The following is an 18,537-nucleotide window of genomic DNA, read 5'->3' on the forward strand; positions in this document are numbered from 1 at the left end:
TGAAAGGGAATTGCATTCATGAAGACCAGCTTTCCTTTTATACTTCTCATATCAGGCCATGAGGGGGAGCAAAAGTGGACATCATTACAATAAATCATTTAGTCAAAGTCTATAACGGGCATAAAGGAGCCAATGGCGTCACGGCGATCGACGGAATGAACCTGAACGTGGAAAAGGGCGAATTTGTCGGAATCATGGGGCCAAGCGGAAGCGGAAAGACAACGCTGCTGAACATTTTGTCGGGTGTCGATAAAGCTACGTCCGGTGAAGTCATCATCGACGGGCAAGACATTACGAAGCTGACCAAAGATCAGATGGCGCTGTTCAGAAGGGAGCGGATCGGGTACATTTTCCAGGATTTTAACTTGCTGGACAGTTTGACGCTGCGGGAGAACATCGCATTGCCGCTGATTCTGGACAAACAGTCCCCGAATGAGATTGAAGACAAGCTGGCCCCGCTGATGCAGTTTTTGGGCATCTTTGATCTGAAGGACAAGTATCCCTATCATATTTCCGGCGGTCAAAAACAAAGGGTGGCCGCTGCCCGTGCAATCGTAAATGAACCTGCGGTTGTTTTGGCGGACGAGCCGACAGGCAATCTGGATTCCAAATCCGCCAATCAGTTGATGAGTACGATAGCCTCTTTGAATGAACAATGGGGCAGCACGATCCTGATGGTCTCTCACGACCCATTCGCCGCGTCGTTCTGCAAACGGATCATTTTTATTAAAGATGGTAACGTCGAAATGGAAATCAGGCCGGCCGGGGACCGGAAACAATTTTTCGATCAAATCCTGGAGGCGCAAAGCGTGATCGGAGGGGGGAGAGCATGACTTTCTCAACCATCGTCCGCAAGAATTTTTTATACAATGCCAAAAAGTACCTGTCCCTATACTTCGTAAACAGCCTTACTGTTGCGATCTTGTTCATGTTCGGCAGCTTGCTCTACAATCCGGACGTCTTAAGGCAGGTGGGAGATACGACCCTTTACGGCATCGTCCGCTTTGCCTTGGTTGGCGTCGTGTTATTCTCCTTCGTCTTCATTACGTACAGCAATCTTTCTTTTTTGAAATACCGGAGCAAGGAATTTGGCATGTATATTACGCTGGGGATGACGACGAAAAATCTAATTAAGATGCTGTTCCTTGAAAACGTAGGCATCTTCGCAGTCTCGTTGGCGAGCGGGCTTGTTACCGGCGGTGTATTCGGAAAGCTTTTTTTCATGGGTTTGAATCAGATCCTCATTGCCAATCCGATCTCATTTGAATTGAATGGGTCAAGCCTGTTGTTAAGCAGCGGTATTTTTCTGATCGTATTTTCGGGGAATTTTGTCTTCAACATGCTGTATCTCCGTAAAATTTCAATAGTAGAAGTACTTCAAGCCGCAAAGAAAAAAGAGATGGGGAAAAGCAGCGTAGTCATGGGAAGCCTTGCGATCCTCGTGTTTGCCGCGTCCCTTTTTCTTCTGCCGCAATTGATGCTCGGAAAGCTGTTCGACGAGGCTACTTTAATCATCATCATCCTTATCGTCCTGACCATGGTTACCCCTTACGTGATCTTCGGGACGCTGATTTCGGTGGTCAAGTCGGTCATGAAGCATTTCAAGAAAACATATAACAACAACCTGATCGTGATGTCGAATTTGAGTCATCGGTTCCTGTCCTATAAAACGACGATGTACATTGTATCTTTGCTAATGGCCGGTGCGCTTTTTTTTATCGGCATGACTTATGCGATGTATGCCACGACCGACGAAAATAATGAGCGGGATCATCCGTTTGACGTGATGTTTGTGGAAAGCAACCGCTACAACCAAATGGATGACGGGGAGATCAGGTCGCTCCTGACGAAACAAGGAAGCACGGTGGAACTAACCGAAACGCTGGAAATTTTACAGATTCCCGAGTTTCGGGATTATGGCGGGTCGTGGGTGCTTTGGGATACTCATGCGGCGATCATCAGCGAGGGAAATTACAACCGGCATATGGGAACAAGCTATAGTTTGCCGCCAAGCCAAGCCCTATTCGCAAGGGTTCATCAGGAGAACAGGGAATATGCCGTTCCCGATACCGTTCTGGCGGTTATGGATCCGGAACTCATCGGCGAAGGGCTCCGGGACAACGGAAGCAAAGACGATTTAATGCGGGCGTTGGAGGGCTATCCTGTCACGGATTACAAGAGCGGAAACGTTAAAGTAGTTTCGGAACCGTACATAAATAATGTGCAGACAGCCAATTCTTATTTTGGTCATGCGCTCGTTGTAGACGATATAATATACGAACAAATCAAAGCGGCTGCGGCAGAGTCTCAGGTAATCAAAGCCCATTTGGTTAAAGGGGATATACGGGAAGCCGGATTTCAGGCGCTGGTTCAGGCGCTCAGGGAACGGAACGGTTTTGACTCCTCTTACTGGGGCAGCTCTTCCCAACAGGATCAGTACCTAACAGATGATGAAAGAACACCTTTGGAGGCACTAAGACCGATTTACAAGGATGAACAACTGAAGAACCAGCTGGAATCCAACGGGACGATCTTTTTTATTATTATCTTTCTTGGCTCGCTGTTCGCGATTGCTTCGGGGGTGGTGCTATATCATAAAGTGCTGTCCGATATTGACGATCATAAAGACAGTTTGCTTTCACTGAAGAGAATCGGCGTAACAAGGAAGGAAATCATCGGCATCGTCTCAAAAGAATTGGCCGTGACTTTTTTCTTGCCGAGTATTTTTGGAGTGGGCTTGGGTCTTTATTATTTCTATGTATTGTTTAGCAATCAGAATCTGGTAGGTCAATTAGTGGAAAAAGCGGCCTTGGTCGCGTCGCTGTTCCTTGTTCTGCAGGTGGTATTCTATTTTGTCAGCCGCAGGAAATATGTTTCCGAACTGGGCAAGTATTTATAATCGTGGATGTCAAACGAATGAAAAGACGCCGAAGGCTGCATCGAAGCACCTCGGCGTCTTTTTATGTTAATAATAAATTGAATTATTCCGTATCCTCAACAACCCGATCAGGCAACTGCGTCACATAACTGTCGGATAACTGAAGGAGCTCCAAAGCCCGATTAAACTCATCCTCCGTTGACTTCACGGGATTGGCTTCATTGACATCAACACCATTCAAGGGGAGATGTTGACCATCCTCAAAGCCGCTGCCCGACAGGAAGAGCTCTTCGTTGTTGACGAAAGATCCCGTCGGCAAATAGTAGCGCTCAGGAAGCAAGTTATAAGCTGTATGATTCAACAAATCCTGACCGAAATGGAGATGATTGTCTAAAGGTACGCCTAACAGGTTGCAGACGGTTGGCAGGATATCCACCTGCCCGCCGATTTGTTCCTTTACGCTGGACGTTGTCACGCCCGTCGAAGAAATCAGCATCGGGATGTTTATCAGCTCCCGTTCCGAATATTCATGTCCGAAAATTTCTTCCAGTAAGGCTTTGTCGTCCTCTTCGAGAGAGAAAATCGGCAGCCCACGGTGATCGCCGTACAACACGATCACACTGTTATCCCAGACCCCGTTCGCTTTAAGTTCATCGATAAAGAGTCCAAGCGCGTAATCCGCATAATTTTGAGCCCGAATGTAGTCGCCGACCAGCGTTCCTTCGTATCTTTCGGGGAGCGTCATTTTGTATTTGTCCTCCGGAATGGAGAACGGATTATGCGCCGACATAGAGATCACATGCGAGTAGAACGGCTGTTCACTCTGGTCCAGTCTTGCCAGCTCTGACGCGGTTTTTTCATAAAGCACTTCATCTGACGGTCCATAGAAGAAGGTATCCTCTTCGCCAAAAAAGTTGGCTTTGTCATAATACCGGTCAAAACCTAATGCATCGTAAAGTTCGCCGCGGTTCCAAAATTCAACGTTATTCGTATGGAAGGTTGCCGTATCATAACCTTGGGCTTGCAGCAGTTTGGGCAAGCTGGGAAGCTCTTTAGGAGCGTACATCTGTGTAGCCGCGCCATCCTGCGGAACGTAGAAGGAGGTATTTACCATAAATTCGGCGTCCGAAGTATTTCCTTGTCCGACCTGTTGGTAGAAGCGGGGGAAATAGAAGCTGCTGTCGGCCAGCCGGTTCATATTCGGCGTGATCTCCTGACCGTCAATCGACAGATGAATCAGAAAGTTCTGAAAAGACTCCATTTGCAGGATGATCAGGTTTTTACCTTTGGCTGCCCCAAACATGTTAGGCTGATCCGGAGCGTGGATTCCTTTTAAATCATCAATAGCCGATTGAGTTATTTCGGATCGTTCAATAGGTTCTTCCTCCTGATCCGTTAGCAAGGAATAGGCTTCGTAATTAAGAATCCCCATTTGTTCGGCCTTGATCGTTTCATTCATGCTGGCCCGGTTTGGAAAAATATTCACCGTACAAATCACGACGGACACACAGAATAAGGCCGCGACGAGTTTGCGGTTGCTCGGACGGGACATGGAAGCCTTCCAATCCTGCGCCTTTTTACGGCTGAACATGATCAAGCTGATAATGACGATGTCCAGAAAGATGAGCATATATTCCGGACGAAGGACGGAGAAGATACTCTTTTTGACGGCTCCGACTTGTTTGACCTGATCCAGTACTTGGGAGGTCGCTATAATTCCAAAATGATTATGATAAACAATTAGTGAGAAGAACAAAACGGATATCAATAGATTGACCAGCATATAAATCGCAATTTTCCGTTTCGTAGCAAACCATTCAATCAGGCAAAATACGAGCAGGACGCAAGGAATTTCCTTCAGCCACGTGGTCCACGTCGGCCCATCCTCGAACAAGTAATACCAGGCAAAATAACTTTTCGCGAGCATGATCAAAGAAAAAAATAGAATCGATTTTTTGCTGAGTGTGCGTGGTACGTTCACCGACATTGCCGTTGCGCATCCTTTTCTATATGATTTTAGATCATTTTATTACATGGAAATGATAGAAAGCAACTGAGAATATTACATGGATTTTCACAAAACATAGAACGGCTTGTTTCACCCAAATTTGCCGACATCCCAGACCAAACCTGTCCCGGGGACATACAATAGATCATCCAAGTTGAAAGGGATGATAGAGTTGCCTACTTTTGATAATGTGCTCGTTACCGGGAATCAGACGATTCAACAGAATTTACAAGTCAACCTGGATGCGACGGTCCAGGATTTAAATGTGACTGGCAGTGAAACGATATTGGGTCATTTGCAAGTGAGCGGAACTGCAAGTGTAGGTGGGAATGTATTCGTCGGCGGGACAGCGGGTGCCGCGCAAAGAATATCTTCCAGTAACCAGCCGACTGTTCCGGGAGGGGGGAGCAGCACGCAGTCCGTTCTTTTCTATCCCACCGGGGCTGCAAACCAGCCGGGAGTGCAGCTCAAAGGAACGGATGGGCTCGATTATGTGCTGTTCGTCGTCGTAATCGGGGGAGTTCCTAGTCTAGGGATTCAGAGAGCTTAACGTTTTACTTAAAGATGATCAAGTGAAAAGGGCCTCCTTCTCAGGCAGGCCCTTATTATTCGTTCAACGCATTTTTTACGGCCTCTAAGTATTGAAAACCGTAGTGTTGATCCGGCTCCAAAAAGGCGCCTTCCACCCATTCGTTCCAGGCGTTGATGAATAGGTATTCACTGTTGTATAAGGTTTTGGCTCGTTTGATTTGTCGGGACAGGTACCATTCAAACTTTTGCGGGGAGGCCCCGATCGTGCTTTGACCCCGGTCTCCCAGGCGCGGGGTGTTGTCCCAGGATACAAAGGCTCCGGGGAAAATGGGCTGCCCTCTATCCCTCCGGTGGGATCGGTTGATAATCAACTCCCATGTATTATCGTAGTCGATGACCAGGTGTTCCTTGTCTCCGGTTTTTATTCGGCGCCAGAACGCGTCAGATCCGCCATGGGCAAACGTATAGTGCGGCTCGAATTCGACACTCGCGTCAAATCCGTCCAGATTGGAGATGGGGAAACCGCCAAGCGTTTGGACGAAATACATTCCTTCAAGTCCGTTCTCACATGCAAGCTTGTTCCAAAATGACAGCATATCTTGACATCGGGGGATGTTGCTCGGCCTGTATATCAGGAATAGGGGTCTCCCATTGAGTTTGATATACCTTGGATCGCGGAAGGCATCCAGCAGTTCGTAAAAATGCTGGCTCCATTCCTCCTCCTCTCCATAGGTTTGCTCTATCAAAATGTGCCGGTCACCGCCGTCCCATTTCCGGGTCCAGGTCTCGTTGGCCCAGGACAGGCAAAAAGGGAAGTCGGGCTCTCCACTCCTGAGTATTTGCTTCACAGGCTGCTCCAGCAGCTGTTTGCCGTGAAACCAATAATGATAATAACAGAATCCGTAGATACCGTAGGATTTGGCCGCCATAGCCTGCCATTGCCGGGCTGAGGAGTCCATAAGATTATAGTAGTAATTTTCCAGTGGAATTCTTGGCTGCAGATGTCCCGGGTATAATGGAACAGCTTTTTTTGTATTAGTCCACTCGGTAAAGCCCTCTCCCCACCAGACGTCATTTTCGGCAATTTGATGAAATTGGGGTAAATGAAAAGCGATAAGCTTCAAACGGCTGCCACCTCCTGATGTTGTATTTTTTCTTAGGGGAGGAAAACGGCGTAGAGTAGTCTGGAGACCATTTGAAGGTAGGAGTAATCGTACCGGCTTTTCCCAAGTGCCCGGCTTGAATAAACACGTCTTTGATCCGGATGGTCCAGATAATAGATGAGCTTTGCTTCAAGTTCATCCAAAGAATGATAGATCACTACATCTTCGCCGGGGCACATATATTCATACAAATCAGGATGAACGGAAGCGATCTGAAAGGCTCCGCAAGCGGCTGCCTCAATCACTTGGCGTACCTGTGGCTCCAGATGAATGATCGCTCCGGCTCCATTATAATAGTTTGCGGTTTGAACCGGGGATGGCTCCCGGATCCATTCAAACGTCTCCAGTGCCGCAAGTTCGAGGCTCGGTGCATCCGTACTGATCACTTTGATTTTCAAGCCTTCTGCGATCTTTGAAATGCTCTTAAAACAAAACAAGTGCCTGGAGCTGTCTCCGATAATGAGCAGGTCTGACCGATAGTCCTCATCAAACGGTTTAGGATAATAGAGTTCGGGATCAGAGGAAAAGGGGAGATGACTCACCCGTCTGCAGCCAACGCTTTGATAGAATGGGATATGGACGGTATGCTGCGTAAATACGTGTTCGAAACAGGCCGCCGCCCGGCCTAACGCTTCCGATGTGCCGTCATTATCCGCCAGCCAGACGGCTTTGACGGCGGATGAGCCTTGCATTACCCCTAAATCTTCTTGGCTTATCGCGTCCGGTCTGCCCATATAAACGATGAGGTCGGGATTAAGCAGCGATAAGGACATTCCAAAGCTCGGTCTTGCCTTGATCGTTATTACTTCTTTAACGAGACGTCTTAGTTCATCGGCTGCGATTTGTTCGGACCGCCAATCTTCATCCGGCATTCCGGAACACAGAAGCACTCTTATTTTTTTATAATCCACAGGTAAGGGGCGCTTCTCGGCGCTTATTATCGGAGATACCGGAATTTCCTTAGATTTGGCCTGTTCCAGCAAGTCGGACATCATTCTCGCAAGCTGCTCTTCAGAGATACGGTACCACCCGACCGGCGGAGCCGCTCTTTTGGTGATCCGCTGATTTTTTTTCATCATGGTCGAGACCCAGTCCCTTTCTGTCAATGATTCTGGATATTCTATGTGTCCAGGGGGTGATTGTCATGGGACAGATGTACATGCGGCGAAAAAAAAGATCAACCCTTTAAACGGATTGATCTTTATAAGCATGTGCGGTTATTTGTTTCTAGCGTTCACTGCGGCCGTAAACCGGTCCAGCGCTTCGACAAGCAGGTCCCGCGGACAGGCCAGATTGATGCGCAGAAAGCCCTCGCCTTCACGGCCGTAGATAGACCCCTCGTTAAACGCGATTTTTGCTTCTTTATACATAAGCTGCTTCAATTGTTTCGAGTCCAGTCCCAATGCGCGGCAATCCAGCCATAGCAGGTAGGTTCCTTCGGAGCGAACGGGAACAAGCGCCGGAAGATGATTGGATAAATAGGAGATCGCAAACTCCTGATTGGCGGCAACGTAGGTCAGTAGCGCATCCAGCCAAGGCTCGCTTTCATTGTAAGCCGCAATGGTTGCCGGAGGACCGAAGAAGTTGACGGAGCCGATGGACAACGCATGGATCCGCTCATCGAACCGCCGTTTGAGCCGGGGATTCGAAATCACGGTGAACGAAGTAGAAAGCCCCGGCATATTAAAGGTTTTGGAAGGAGCAAGACAAGTAATCGTCCGTTCCGCGAATTGCTCGGATAACGAAGCGAAAGGGAAATGCTGATGTCCGGGAAAAACGAGATCGCAATGAATCTCGTCGGCGATGACTTTGACGTCGTATTTGACGCAAAGGTCACCGAGACGTACAAGCTCTTCTTTGGTCCACACCCGGCCTCCCGGATTTTGTGGGCTGCAGAGCAGGAGCAGCTTGGCACCGCCGCTCATCAGCGTTTCCAGCTTCTCATAATCCATCTCGTAACGTCCGTTCTTCAAAAGGAGCGGACTTTCGGCCAGTTTTCGGCCATTTCGTTGAATCACGTCATAGAACGGGTTGTATACCGGTGATTGTAAAATGATCTCATCCCCCGGCTCTGTCAGGGATTGTACCGCAAGACTCAGCGAAGGGACAACGCCGGGCGAATCGGTCAGCCAGCTCTCGTCCACGTTCCAGCCATGGCGTCTTTGGAACCAGCCGGTAATGGCGTTCAAATAATCTTTGCTGCGGATGGTATAGCCATAGATTCCCTGGGCTGCGCGTTCGGTTACAGCCTGAATGATGGCAGGGGAGCATTTGAAATCCATATCAGCCACCCAGAGCGGGAGCACCTCGTCATCTCCGAACAGGGTTTGTCCCTGATCCCATTTGTAGGAGAGCGTCCCCCGGCGCATGGTGCGTTCATTGAATTCATATGTCATCGTCTTCTTGTCTTCCTTTCGGCAAGTCGTTGAATGGTTCATCTTCTGCAGGATGCCCTTAAAAAAGGACGCGAACCGCATAAGGTCCGCGTCAAACAGAAAGAGATGTCTGTTACAAATTGTATCCGTCTACGACGAGCTCCAGCTCTCCGGTAGTGGAGTCGATGAGCATGCCGTGAACGGGTACATGGGGGGGAAGCAATGGATGATTTTTTACAATCTCCACAGTTTGAATTACCCCGTCTTTTTCACTGTCAAACCCGCGAAGCCATTTTCTTAGCTTTATGCCGGAATTCTCAAGTGTATTAAGCACGTCGTCGGAGATTCCGCTGTCTTTAATCGTGCCGATCATATGATCCGCATTAAGCGAAGCCATACCGCAGCCGGTGTGTCCTACAATGAACACTTCCTCAGCTTGCAGCTCGTAAATGGCAACCAGCAAACTCCGCATAACGCTCCCGAACGGTTGGGAGATAACGGCACCGGCATTTTTGATGATTTTAGCATCTCCATTACGCAAATTTAAGGCTCTAGGAAGAAGTTCGACCAATCTCGTATCCATACAGGTAACGATAACCATCTTTTTCTGCGGAAATTTGTCGGTAATAAATTCTTCATATTCCTTGTTGGCAACAAAATTACGGTTGTGTTCTAAAATTGTTTGAAGACGGCTCATACTGATCTTCCTCCTTAATAAATTATTTTCGCTTAGCGCTGATCGATTAGTCGGATATTCGACTTATAAAACTGTGACACGCCATCCAGGCGGAACGTTCCGCCGCTTTCCTCACCGGAAAGAATCAGTTGCTCTTCAAAAAAAACGGCTTGCATCCGGTCGATCCAAAAAGGAAAGGCCTCATTTTCCATCGGAATGTCGTAAGCACCGGGTTCTCCGGCAATTTGTAGTCCGGGAACGCCGCTCATGCCGCAACCGCAATCTTCCGTATCATAGACCAAACGCATCAAGCCGGGCTCCTGACCCATAGCTGTGCGAATCATCTCTTCGGCGCGGGGATCCAGTTCTATTTTCAACCTCGACAGCTCCTTTAAAGAAATTGACGGCATTTCAACAAATTTGTGAAAAAGGTCGTCTTAAAATTTGATTATACGTTTTGTAAAAAGTATCATCAAGAGGAATGGATAAATTCATCTGTAGAGGTGGGACTTGTCATGAAGCAGGAAACGGCAGATAATTGGGAATCATTTCTAGAGCTTCTCCGTAAAATCAAGAGCTATCAGGAAGCGGTCGCGCTGATGCATTGGGACCTTCGCACAGGTGCGCCGAAAAAAGGAGCGGAAGCCCGTTCCGAAACGATCGGCTTGCTCTCGACGGAAGCTTTTAAACTGCAGACTTCCGCGGAAATGGGAGAATATTTGAGCTATCTCAACCATCAGACAGTTCTCGGTGAACTGGATGAAACCGGCCGCCGCATGGTGCAGCTGGTACAGGAGGAATACGACCGCAGCGTTAAGATTCCGCCGGCGAAGTATCAGGAATATGTAGAATTGACGGCCCATGCGGAAACGCTGTGGGCGGATTATAAGGAAAGCGGCGATTTCGCGGGCTTTGAGCCTTATTTGACCCGAATCGTTGCGCTTACGCAGGAGTTTATCGACTACTGGGGTCCGAAGGAAACCCGCTACGATACGCTGCTCGACATGTATGAACCTGACTTGACCGTCAAAAAGCTGGACGAGGTGTTCGGTCAGCTCCGCGACCGGCTGGTTCCGGTTGTGGATGCCATAACCGCCTCGCCGCACAAGCCGCAGGCTCCGTTTTTGAATCAATTGTACGACAAGGATCAGCAGGAGAAAATCGGGCTGTATCTGCTGGAGCAGATCGGTTATGATTTCGAAGCGGGACGCGTCGACGAGACCGTGCATCCGTTCGAGATTACGCTGAACCAAGGCGACGTCCGCATTACGACGCACTATTTGCAAGACGACGTGACCAGCTCGATCTTCAGTTCCCTGCATGAAGGCGGGCATGCCTTGTACGAACAGAATGTCGCCAAAGAGCTTGCAGGAACGCCGCTGAGCGAAGGGACTTCCATGGGTATTCATGAATCCCAGTCCCGTTTCTGGGAAAACTTCGTGGGACGCAGCAAGGAATTCTGGGATCGCTATTATGGTGATCTTCAGCAGCACTTCCCGGAACAGCTCAAAGATGTTACGGCAGAAGAATTCTACCGTGCTGTCAACCGGGTGGAGAACTCGCTGATCCGGATCGAGGCGGACGAATTGACGTATAATTTGCACATTATCATCCGCTATGAAATCGAAAAAATGATCTTTAACGAAGGGCTGCCGGTCAGTGAGCTGCCTAAAGTGTGGAATGAGAAATACAAGGCTTACCTCGGATTGACCCCGCCGAACGACGGGCTCGGGGTGCTCCAGGATGTGCACTGGTCCGGTGGAAGCTTCGGTTATTTCCCATCCTATGCACTAGGCAACATGTATGCGGCGCAAATCACCCAAACGCTCAAGAAAGAACTGCCGCAGTTTGAAGGCTTCATCGCCGAAGGTAATTTTGCGCCGATCAAAGAATGGCTGACCGACAAAATCTATAAATACGGTAAGAGCCTGAAACCGGCCGAAATCATCATGAAGGTGACCGGCGAAGAGCTGAACCCCGATTATCTGGCTGATTATCTGGAGCAGAAATACAAAGGCATTTACGGCATATAATCCGGTCACGCCGGAATCCGGGAGAACCTCTCTTCATTCGTGAAGAGAGGTTCTTTGTGCTGCAGTCCAATAGCCCGCTTAACCATTTGATGGGCAGCCGCATACACTGAACCAGAGTCTATTCTTTAGCAAGAAAGAGGTGGAGGCATGTTCATTAAGCGATACTCAGTGCTGGTTTTGGCGCTGATTTTATTGATTGCGGGAGCGCTCAGCGGATGCGGCGGAAGCAAAGAGACCACGAAGGTAAGGATCGGGGAGGTGACCCGTTCCGTATTTTACGCTCCGCAATATGTGGCTTTGGAGAAAGGCTTCTTCAAAGATGAGGGGCTGGATGTGGAACTGCAGACCACGGCGGGCGGAGATAAAACGATGACTGCCTTGCTGTCGGGAGCGATTGATGTGGCCCTGGTAGGAGCCGAAACGTCCATTTACGTATACCAGCAGGGAGCCGAGGATCCGGTCATGAACTTCGCTCAGTTGACCCAAAGGGACGGTACGTTTCTGGTTTCCAGGGAAGAGATAAGCGGTGACTTTGAATGGGAAGGTCTGAAAAACAGCGTCTTCCTCGGTCAAAGAAAAGGCGGGATGCCGCAAATGGCCGGTGAATTCACGCTGAAGAAACATGGCATCGATCCGCATGCCGATCTTGAGCTGATTCAGAATATTGAATTTGCCAATATCGCGGCGGCGTTTGCATCCGGTACGGGCCAATATGTACAGCTCTTCGAGCCGCAGGCTTCCATCTTCGAACGGGAAGGAAAAGGGCATGTAGTTGCCTCCTTCGGTACGGAAAGCGGCCGGCTTCCTTATACCGTGTTTATGACGAAAGGAAGCTATATCAACAAAAATAAAGAGAACGTGCAGAAATTTACGAACGCAATTCATAAAGCCCAGCGCTGGGTGCAAGAGCACACCCCGGAGGAAACGGCCCGAACGATTGCGCCTTACTTCAAGGATACGGATGAGGATATCCTGATCAGTTCCGTCAAGCGCTACCTGGAGCAGGGCAGCTATGCAGAGTCCCCTGTTCTGGAGGAAGAGGCCTGGAACAATCTGCTCGATATCATGGAAAGCGCAGGTGAATTGAAAGAACGGGTTGAACCCGCCAAGGTCGTCGATAACAGTTTCGCAAAGGCGGCGGTGAAAGCCAACCCTTAGTTAAACCGGAAGAAAGGAGCGTGAACCATTTGACCCAAGTTCCTGTCGTTGAACTGAAAGACCTGGATCTGGCGTATGTAACGGACCGGGAAGCCGTACTAGCGCTGGAAGCGATGAATTTGACGGTAAGTTCCGGCGAATTCATCAGCCTGGTCGGCCCCAGCGGTTGCGGAAAAACCACGCTTCTATCCGTTATCGCCGGACTGCTCCCCCCGTCGAGGGGGGAGATTCTGGTCCACGGGAAGCCGGTCCAGGGTCCTTCGCCGGAGGTAGGGTATATGCTGCAGCAGGATTATTTGTTTCCGTGGCGGAGTATTTTGGAAAATGCCCTGCTTGGTTTGGAACTGACAGGTCGGTTGAACGAAGAGAGTCGATCCTCGGTGTTGGAGCTGCTGGATGGAATGGGTCTGGGAAATACGGCGAATCAGTATCCCCATCAGCTGTCCGGCGGTATGCGGCAGCGGGTGGCCTTAGTCCGCACGCTGGCGACCAACCCGGATTTGCTGCTGCTGGATGAGCCTTTCTCCGCTTTGGATTATCAGACCAAGCTTCAACTGGAGGATCTGGTTGTGGATACGCTTCGGCAGCGGGGTAAAACGGGAATACTGGTGACACATGATCTGTCGGAAGCGATCGCGGTCAGCGACCGGGTGATTGTGCTGGCTGCAAGGCCGGGAAGAATACGCAAAACCTACGTAATCCCGGACAACATCGCCAAGGCGCAGCCGTTTTACGCCCGGGAGGAAGCCGGATTTAACGACCTATTCCATGAAATCTGGCGGGATCTCGAAACGCTGGAAGGAAAGGGGGAGTAGGGTTGGATCATCCATCAGCAAACCGCGAGAAAGGCAATAGCCGGGAGACATGGACGCACGCTAAGTGGCAGCAGCACCGGAGGCGAAAGCGGCGGATGAGTCGCCTTGTTTTGATGACGCAGCTTCTGCTGCTCGTAGCGTTTATTGGCTTATGGGAGCTGGCAGGTCGTTTAAAATGGGTGGATACGCTGATCTTCAGTTATCCCTCCAAGGTCGGAAGGCAGATTGTGAAGGACGCATTTAACGGGGAGTTATGGCCCCATCTGGCCATGACTGTCGGGGAAACCGCGGTCGGTTTCCTGCTCGGGACCTTGATCGGCACTCTGCTGGCGGTAGTGATCTGGTGGTCCCCGTTTTTATCGAGAGTGCTTGATCCATATATGGTAGTCTTCAACAGCATGCCGAAGGTCGCGCTCGGCCCGATCTTTATCGTTCTGTTCGGTGCGGGCTTTACCGCCATCGTCGTGACGACGCTATCGATCACCGTCATCGTCACGACGCTAGTTGTCTTCAACAGCTTTAATGAGGTTGATAACAATCTGATTAAAGTAATCCGCACGTTTGGAGGAAACCGCCGTGATATTTTTGTCAAAGCGATACTTCCGGCCTCTTTTCCTGCCATTGTGTCCACCCTGAAAGTCAATGTCGGAATGGCCTGGGTCGGCGTAATCGTCGGGGAATTCCTCGTCGCCAAGATCGGCCTCGGCTACTTGATCGTTTACGGATTTCAGGTATTTAACTTCACACTCGTCCTATCCAGCCTGGTCATTATCGCCATTGTCGCTACCGGGATGTATCAATTGGTCGTGTATGTGGAACGCAAGTTACTCAAGGAACGATAAACGTTCCTTTTTCAATAAAAACCGCCGGGGCTTCGAGTCTCGGCGGTTTGGTGTTGTTCGGGGATAGAGGGGGATAGATTGAAGTGAACTGGATGAGGTCGGATGAGGTGTGGTGATTGGATGAGTGGGTTTCGGTGAAATGAGGGAAGATGGATTAGGTAAGGTTAGTGAGGTGAAATGTGGTGGGATGGATGGTGAGTGAAGTGAAGTGAAGTGAAGTGAAGTGAAGTGGAGTGTGTTGAGTAGCTAAGAAGTCTATCCTAGTCTATCCTGCTGGCTCCATTGGATATATCCAATGGGAATCTGTTATTTTGGTATTTTCCAGGCAGTTGATTGGAAATATCCAATCGAATATATGCCACTTCTTGATTTTCGGCACCACTGTGTCATGTTCATTGGAAATATCCAATGAAACGCCTAGTTAGAGCAATTTACCGACATTTTCATTGGAAATTTCCAATGAGCGTCAAAGGAAATAAAGTCTCCCACGTAAATTAGAACACTCAGCTAATGCGCCGAATCAACAGATCTATCATCCACCACTAAATAGTGAATTAAATTCCGCATTTTAAACAATACACAACTCACCAACCCATACTTTCGAACGAATTGACGTCCCCATAGACCCAACATGTCGATTACTCCGGCTGTGGCCTCAAATCAAAGACACCTCATTGTACGGGAACGTGAAATCAAGTACGATTAACATTAAGACTTTTTAACTTAGGACGTAAAGGACAGGGTGGTTTTATGGGGTTCAGGGTCATCAAAACAGCGATCGCTACTTTACTGGCGATTATTATAGCGGATGCGGTTGGCATTCAGGGCGCGCTGTCCGCGGGATTGCTGGCGATCCTTGGCGTGGACGTAACCCGAAAACGGAGTATTGCCACGGTATCTTCACGGTTTTTCGCTTCGGTGCTGGGTTTGATTCTTGCTTTTGTACTTTTCTATCTATTTGGTTTCCATCTCTGGGTGCTCGTCGTATATATTCTGATCGCCTTCCCCCTGATCACAAGAGCGCATTTCAAAGAGGGGATTGTGACCAGCTCCGTCGTCGTATTCCGCGTGTTTGGCGGGGAAGAGCTCAGCTTTGCCGTCATGCTGACACAAATCGAGTTGCTGGTGATCGGCCTGGGGGCCGCCATGGTGGTGAATCTGGCGTATATGCCTAAAGCGGAGGACAAGTTGCTGGAGATCCGCAGGAAGGTGGACGGGCTGTTTTCGATCATTTTCAGCCATATCGCCGAGACACTCCGGGACCCGTACCATCTCTGGGACGGCAAAGAACTGATAGAAGCGGGAAAACTCGTGGATAACGGTCTAACCTCGGCCAAACGTGCTCTGGAGAACCAGCTTATCTCCCCGAGCGATACATGGTCCGTTTATTTTTACATGCGAAAAGAGCAGCTCGGCCGAATTGAAAGCATGCTGGAGCTGATATCCCGGGTGTACCAACGAATGCCTCAGGGTGAAATTACGGCCAACCTGTTCGACCGGCTCAGCCGGGACGTAAGCAGCGAAGAGTACACAGGGCAGACAGAAGTCATGCTGAACGAACTGGAGCAGGAGTTTAAACAGATGGAGCTTCCTTCAACCCGGGAGGAGTTTGAAATGCGTTCCGCGATTCTTCAGCTCTGCCGCGAGCTGGCCAATTACCTGAATATTGCGAAAAAGGATAAGGCACCGGCATCGCTCAAATCCTCCGGTAAAGGTGAGGCGTCAAAACACTGAAACAATTTAAGCATCCTTCGGGATGCTTTTTTTAAAATGAACGATTTTCCGTTCTTGTTGGTCTTATAGGTGAAAGCCCACAAAGAGGAGGTGAACGGAGTGAACGACCGGGAAATGTTCGAAACCTACAAGGAGCAAGTGTTCCAATTATGTTATTACATGATGCAAAACCGATCCGATGCGGAAGATATTTGTCAGGAAGTGTTCGTGAAAGCCATACTTGCAGACAGAACGCAAATCAGGGACCTGAAACCGTGGCTGCTAAAAATAGCTTCGAACGAGTGCAGTAAGGTTTTAAAGAGAAGAAATAGTGGATGGACCAAGGAGATGTTCGCCTATTTGATGAACCGTCCGCAGGTCGTCAATCCGGTAGAGGAAGATTATGACCGGAAGGAAATAGCGAATGAGTTCAATGAAATGATTAGCCGGTTGCCCGAAAAAATAAGGATTGTGGTCACATTGCGTTTCGTTCATGAAATGACGGTGCCGGAAATAGCCGGTGTAATCGAGGTGCCGGAAGGAACCGTGAAGTCCAGGTTGAACAAAGGGATGCGGCTACTGAGGGATCGGAATGAGCATGAATTAAAAAACAGGATGTCAAACAAAGGAGATGAGTGGAAATGGAAAGGGTTTTTGAAAGTAAAGTAAGAGAAGGCCTTCAGGCTCCCTCCGCTAACACGGATTTCGATGCCATGTGGCTCGCCATTGAACGTGAAGTTTCCTATCGGAAATCGGTTCCTCAAGGGACGCTGAAACCCGCCAACAGCAAAAGAAAGCTGGTCCCAGCACTAGTGTTAGCATGCTTTATGTTTATGGCGGTGCCAGCCTTTGCGGGTGTGGCCATGAATTGGAACTATATCATGGGTTTCGTAGGCATAGACAATGCTTTGAACAACGGATATGGACAACGATTACAACAGAGCGCGACCAGCGCCGGAATCGCTATGAATTTGAACGGGGTCGTTACGGACGGGGAGAAATTGAAAGCATTGGTCTCTTTTGATCCGAACGATGGCATGGACCAGTATGACGCCTATCAAATCGGAAGCATCGGTATAGCCGACGAGTCGGGAAACACGGTGCCAGCCAGCAGTAATCTATATTTCGATCAAAAAAGCGGCAAGCTGCTCGGCATGATTGAATCGAATGATATACTGCAGAAATCCGAAAAAAAACTGACGATCACCGCACAGCAGCTTATATTGTATAACTATAAAGAAATTCCGCTAAAAACGGCCCTTCAGACGGGTGCTAACATTACAACGGGGTCCCCGGACTACCCGAAAATGCACATCGAATCATTGACAAAGGAAGATGACCGGCTAATTGTCAGGTATATTGTATCCGCAACCTCTCCCGATCCCGTGCGTCTGGATCCCCATTTGATTTATGGGAGCGGTAATGGCAGCCGCGGTGAATTGACCGTACTTCCTTATGATGGAGAGGGTTTGCTAATTCAGCAAATTTTCCAAACTGCGGAAGTAAATCAAAACGAAACGGAAAGCTTCCGTCTGAGTTATCTGGATCAGACCGAAACCAAGAACGGCAAGTGGTCGTTTACTTTTAAAGGCGATGGCAAAAAAGCAAGCAAAGCAGTATATACGAAAAATCTGAACTCCGGGGAACAATTGCAGGAAATGGCCGGCATCCGGCTTGAGAAGCTTATCGTTTCGCCGCAAAAAATAACGTTGAACATCGAGGAAGATAATAGCATGGAGCAGTATAAGCATGGGGTGGTCTGGTACAACTCGGTTACACTCGCCGTCGGAGACAAAGAAATCCAAGGAGGTTTCGATCTGATCGGCAGTGATCCGAAGCGTTACCAACATGCTTATCAGTTTGAATCTTCGGTCTGGTATGAGGATTGGTCAACCGTTCCAATGAAACTGATTCTAGGGGGTGCAAGGGTGACAAAACGGGATACGACCCAAAACTGGACCCCGTTAAAACAACCGACCGAATTAAAGCAGTCTCTGGAAGTGACGGTTGATAAATTCTTGATTCATTTCACCTATTATTTGGACGGCAAGGATTTGGTGGTGGAATCCTGGTCGGATAGTCCGGGATTCGGCGGCATCAGCCAAAGCATGTTGAGCGTCAATGGAAATGAAGTTTATCCGGAGATGGTATCCAATGGCCCAAATTATACCGGCAAAAAGGTGGAGCGTTATAAAGGCGGCTCCGGATTCGAAAATATTTTATGGAATCCCGGATTTTATAACTATTATGATTCTCAGAAGAATGTGGAAGTGAAGTTGAATTAGATAGCGTAGAAATAAGCCCGGAGAACGCTCCGGGCTTATTCTTTTTTTGAGCAGGAAACG

16 protein-coding genes are annotated in these 18,537 nt (G+C 48.9%); 10 read left to right on the forward strand and 6 right to left on the reverse strand.

Annotation, left to right across the window (positions count from 1 at the left end; genetic code table 11):
• Positions 1–74: 74 nt before the first annotated feature.
• Positions 75–833, forward strand: a complete 759-nt coding sequence (locus tag KJS57_RS12805; protein WP_244861517.1) for an ABC transporter ATP-binding protein — start codon at positions 75–77, stop codon at positions 831–833.
• Positions 830–2,899: an ABC transporter permease gene (locus tag KJS57_RS12810; RefSeq protein ID WP_213655087.1), complete on the forward strand. Its 2,070-nt coding sequence runs from the start codon at positions 830–832 to the stop codon at positions 2,897–2,899. Before KJS57_RS12805 ends, KJS57_RS12810 begins: the two co-directional genes overlap by 4 nt.
• 82 nt (positions 2,900–2,981) lie before the next feature.
• On the opposite strand, the gene KJS57_RS12815 is transcribed toward KJS57_RS12810, so the two are convergent.
• On the reverse strand, positions 2,982–4,865 hold the full coding sequence (locus KJS57_RS12815) for an LTA synthase family protein (RefSeq protein ID WP_213655088.1): 1,884 nt from the start codon (positions 4,863–4,865) through the stop codon (positions 2,982–2,984).
• 184 nt (positions 4,866–5,049) lie between these two features.
• On the opposite strand from KJS57_RS12815, the gene KJS57_RS12820 reads away from it, so the two are divergent.
• Complete coding sequence (locus KJS57_RS12820) at positions 5,050–5,436, forward strand: hypothetical protein (protein ID WP_244861518.1); 387 nt, start codon at positions 5,050–5,052, stop codon at positions 5,434–5,436.
• A 55-nt stretch (positions 5,437–5,491) separates the two neighbouring features.
• Here the strand turns inward: KJS57_RS12820 and KJS57_RS12825 are convergent, their stop codons facing one another.
• The 5 genes from KJS57_RS12825 to KJS57_RS12845 all read right to left on the reverse strand — a co-directional run bounded on the left by KJS57_RS12825 (position 5,492) and on the right by KJS57_RS12845 (position 10,008).
• On the reverse strand, positions 5,492–6,541 hold the full coding sequence (locus KJS57_RS12825; RefSeq protein ID WP_213655089.1) for a glycosyltransferase WbsX family protein: 1,050 nt from the start codon (positions 6,539–6,541) through the stop codon (positions 5,492–5,494).
• A gap of 32 nt (positions 6,542–6,573) precedes the next feature.
• The gene (locus tag KJS57_RS12830) at positions 6,574–7,659 is read right to left on the reverse strand and encodes a glycosyltransferase family protein (RefSeq protein ID WP_213655090.1); all 1,086 of its coding nucleotides are present in this window, start codon (positions 7,657–7,659) and stop codon (positions 6,574–6,576) included.
• A gap of 138 nt (positions 7,660–7,797) precedes the next feature.
• Positions 7,798–8,976 carry a MalY/PatB family protein gene (locus KJS57_RS12835; RefSeq protein ID WP_213655091.1) on the reverse strand — a complete coding sequence of 393 codons (1,179 nt, stop codon included), beginning with the start codon at positions 8,974–8,976 and terminating at the stop codon, positions 7,798–7,800.
• Positions 8,977–9,088: 112 nt separating this feature from the next.
• Positions 9,089–9,652 carry a beta-class carbonic anhydrase gene (locus KJS57_RS12840; RefSeq protein ID WP_213655092.1) on the reverse strand — a complete coding sequence of 188 codons (564 nt, stop codon included), beginning with the start codon at positions 9,650–9,652 and terminating at the stop codon, positions 9,089–9,091.
• Between the two features lie 32 nt (positions 9,653–9,684).
• Complete coding sequence (locus tag KJS57_RS12845) at positions 9,685–10,008, reverse strand: iron-sulfur cluster biosynthesis family protein (protein ID WP_213655093.1); 324 nt, start codon at positions 10,006–10,008, stop codon at positions 9,685–9,687.
• A gap of 138 nt (positions 10,009–10,146) precedes the next feature.
• On the opposite strand from KJS57_RS12845, the gene KJS57_RS12850 reads away from it, so the two are divergent.
• The 7 genes from KJS57_RS12850 to KJS57_RS12880 all read left to right on the forward strand — a co-directional run bounded on the left by KJS57_RS12850 (position 10,147) and on the right by KJS57_RS12880 (position 18,477).
• Complete coding sequence (locus KJS57_RS12850; RefSeq protein ID WP_213655094.1) at positions 10,147–11,664, forward strand: carboxypeptidase M32; 1,518 nt, start codon at positions 10,147–10,149, stop codon at positions 11,662–11,664.
• A 147-nt stretch (positions 11,665–11,811) separates the two neighbouring features.
• Positions 11,812–12,822 (forward strand): ABC transporter substrate-binding protein, encoded by a 1,011-nt coding sequence (locus KJS57_RS12855; protein WP_213655095.1) that lies wholly within the window; start codon positions 11,812–11,814, stop codon positions 12,820–12,822.
• A gap of 29 nt (positions 12,823–12,851) precedes the next feature.
• A complete protein-coding gene (locus tag KJS57_RS12860; protein WP_213655170.1) occupies positions 12,852–13,637 on the forward strand; it encodes an ABC transporter ATP-binding protein in 786 nt (261 codons plus the stop codon).
• Positions 13,638–13,732: 95 nt separating this feature from the next.
• Positions 13,733–14,479, forward strand: coding sequence for an ABC transporter permease (locus KJS57_RS12865; protein WP_213655171.1), 747 nt, complete (start codon positions 13,733–13,735; stop codon positions 14,477–14,479).
• 750 nt (positions 14,480–15,229) lie between these two features.
• Entirely contained in the window at positions 15,230–16,213 is a 984-nt protein-coding gene (locus tag KJS57_RS12870; RefSeq protein WP_213655096.1) for an aromatic acid exporter family protein, read from the forward strand.
• A 99-nt stretch (positions 16,214–16,312) separates the two neighbouring features.
• Entirely contained in the window at positions 16,313–16,861 is a 549-nt protein-coding gene (locus KJS57_RS12875; protein ID WP_213655097.1) for an RNA polymerase sigma factor, read from the forward strand.
• Entirely contained in the window at positions 16,834–18,477 is a 1,644-nt protein-coding gene (locus tag KJS57_RS12880; protein WP_213655098.1) for a DUF4179 domain-containing protein, read from the forward strand. Before KJS57_RS12875 ends, KJS57_RS12880 begins: the two co-directional genes overlap by 28 nt.
• The last annotated feature ends 60 nt before the right edge of the window (positions 18,478–18,537 follow it).

Source organism: Paenibacillus vini, assembly GCF_018403325.1.
GTDB lineage: Bacteria > Bacillota > Bacilli > Paenibacillales > Paenibacillaceae > Fontibacillus > Fontibacillus vini.

What these genes read in the sequence shown, in the direction of transcription:
- KJS57_RS12865 (WP_213655171.1), top strand. Translation starts at nt 13,733, where the DNA reads ATGAGTCGCCTTGTTTTGATGACGCAGCTTCTGCTGCTCGTAGCGTTT.
- KJS57_RS12855 (WP_213655095.1), top strand. Translation starts at nt 11,812, where the DNA reads ATGTTCATTAAGCGATACTCAGTGCTGGTTTTGGCGCTGATTTTATTG.
- KJS57_RS12815 (WP_213655088.1), bottom strand. Translation starts at nt 4,865, where the DNA reads ATGTCGGTGAACGTACCACGCACACTCAGCAAAAAATCGATTCTATTT.
- KJS57_RS12830 (WP_213655090.1), bottom strand. Translation starts at nt 7,659, where the DNA reads ATGATGAAAAAAAATCAGCGGATCACCAAAAGAGCGGCTCCGCCGGTC.
- KJS57_RS12880 (WP_213655098.1), top strand. Translation starts at nt 16,834, where the DNA reads ATGGAAAGGGTTTTTGAAAGTAAAGTAAGAGAAGGCCTTCAGGCTCCC.
- KJS57_RS12820 (WP_244861518.1), top strand. Translation starts at nt 5,050, where the DNA reads ATGATAGAGTTGCCTACTTTTGATAATGTGCTCGTTACCGGGAATCAG.
- KJS57_RS12810 (WP_213655087.1), top strand. Translation starts at nt 830, where the DNA reads ATGACTTTCTCAACCATCGTCCGCAAGAATTTTTTATACAATGCCAAA.
- KJS57_RS12870 (WP_213655096.1), top strand. Translation starts at nt 15,230, where the DNA reads ATGGGGTTCAGGGTCATCAAAACAGCGATCGCTACTTTACTGGCGATT.
- KJS57_RS12835 (WP_213655091.1), bottom strand. Translation starts at nt 8,976, where the DNA reads ATGACATATGAATTCAATGAACGCACCATGCGCCGGGGGACGCTCTCC.
- KJS57_RS12840 (WP_213655092.1), bottom strand. Translation starts at nt 9,652, where the DNA reads ATGAGCCGTCTTCAAACAATTTTAGAACACAACCGTAATTTTGTTGCC.
- KJS57_RS12850 (WP_213655094.1), top strand. Translation starts at nt 10,147, where the DNA reads ATGAAGCAGGAAACGGCAGATAATTGGGAATCATTTCTAGAGCTTCTC.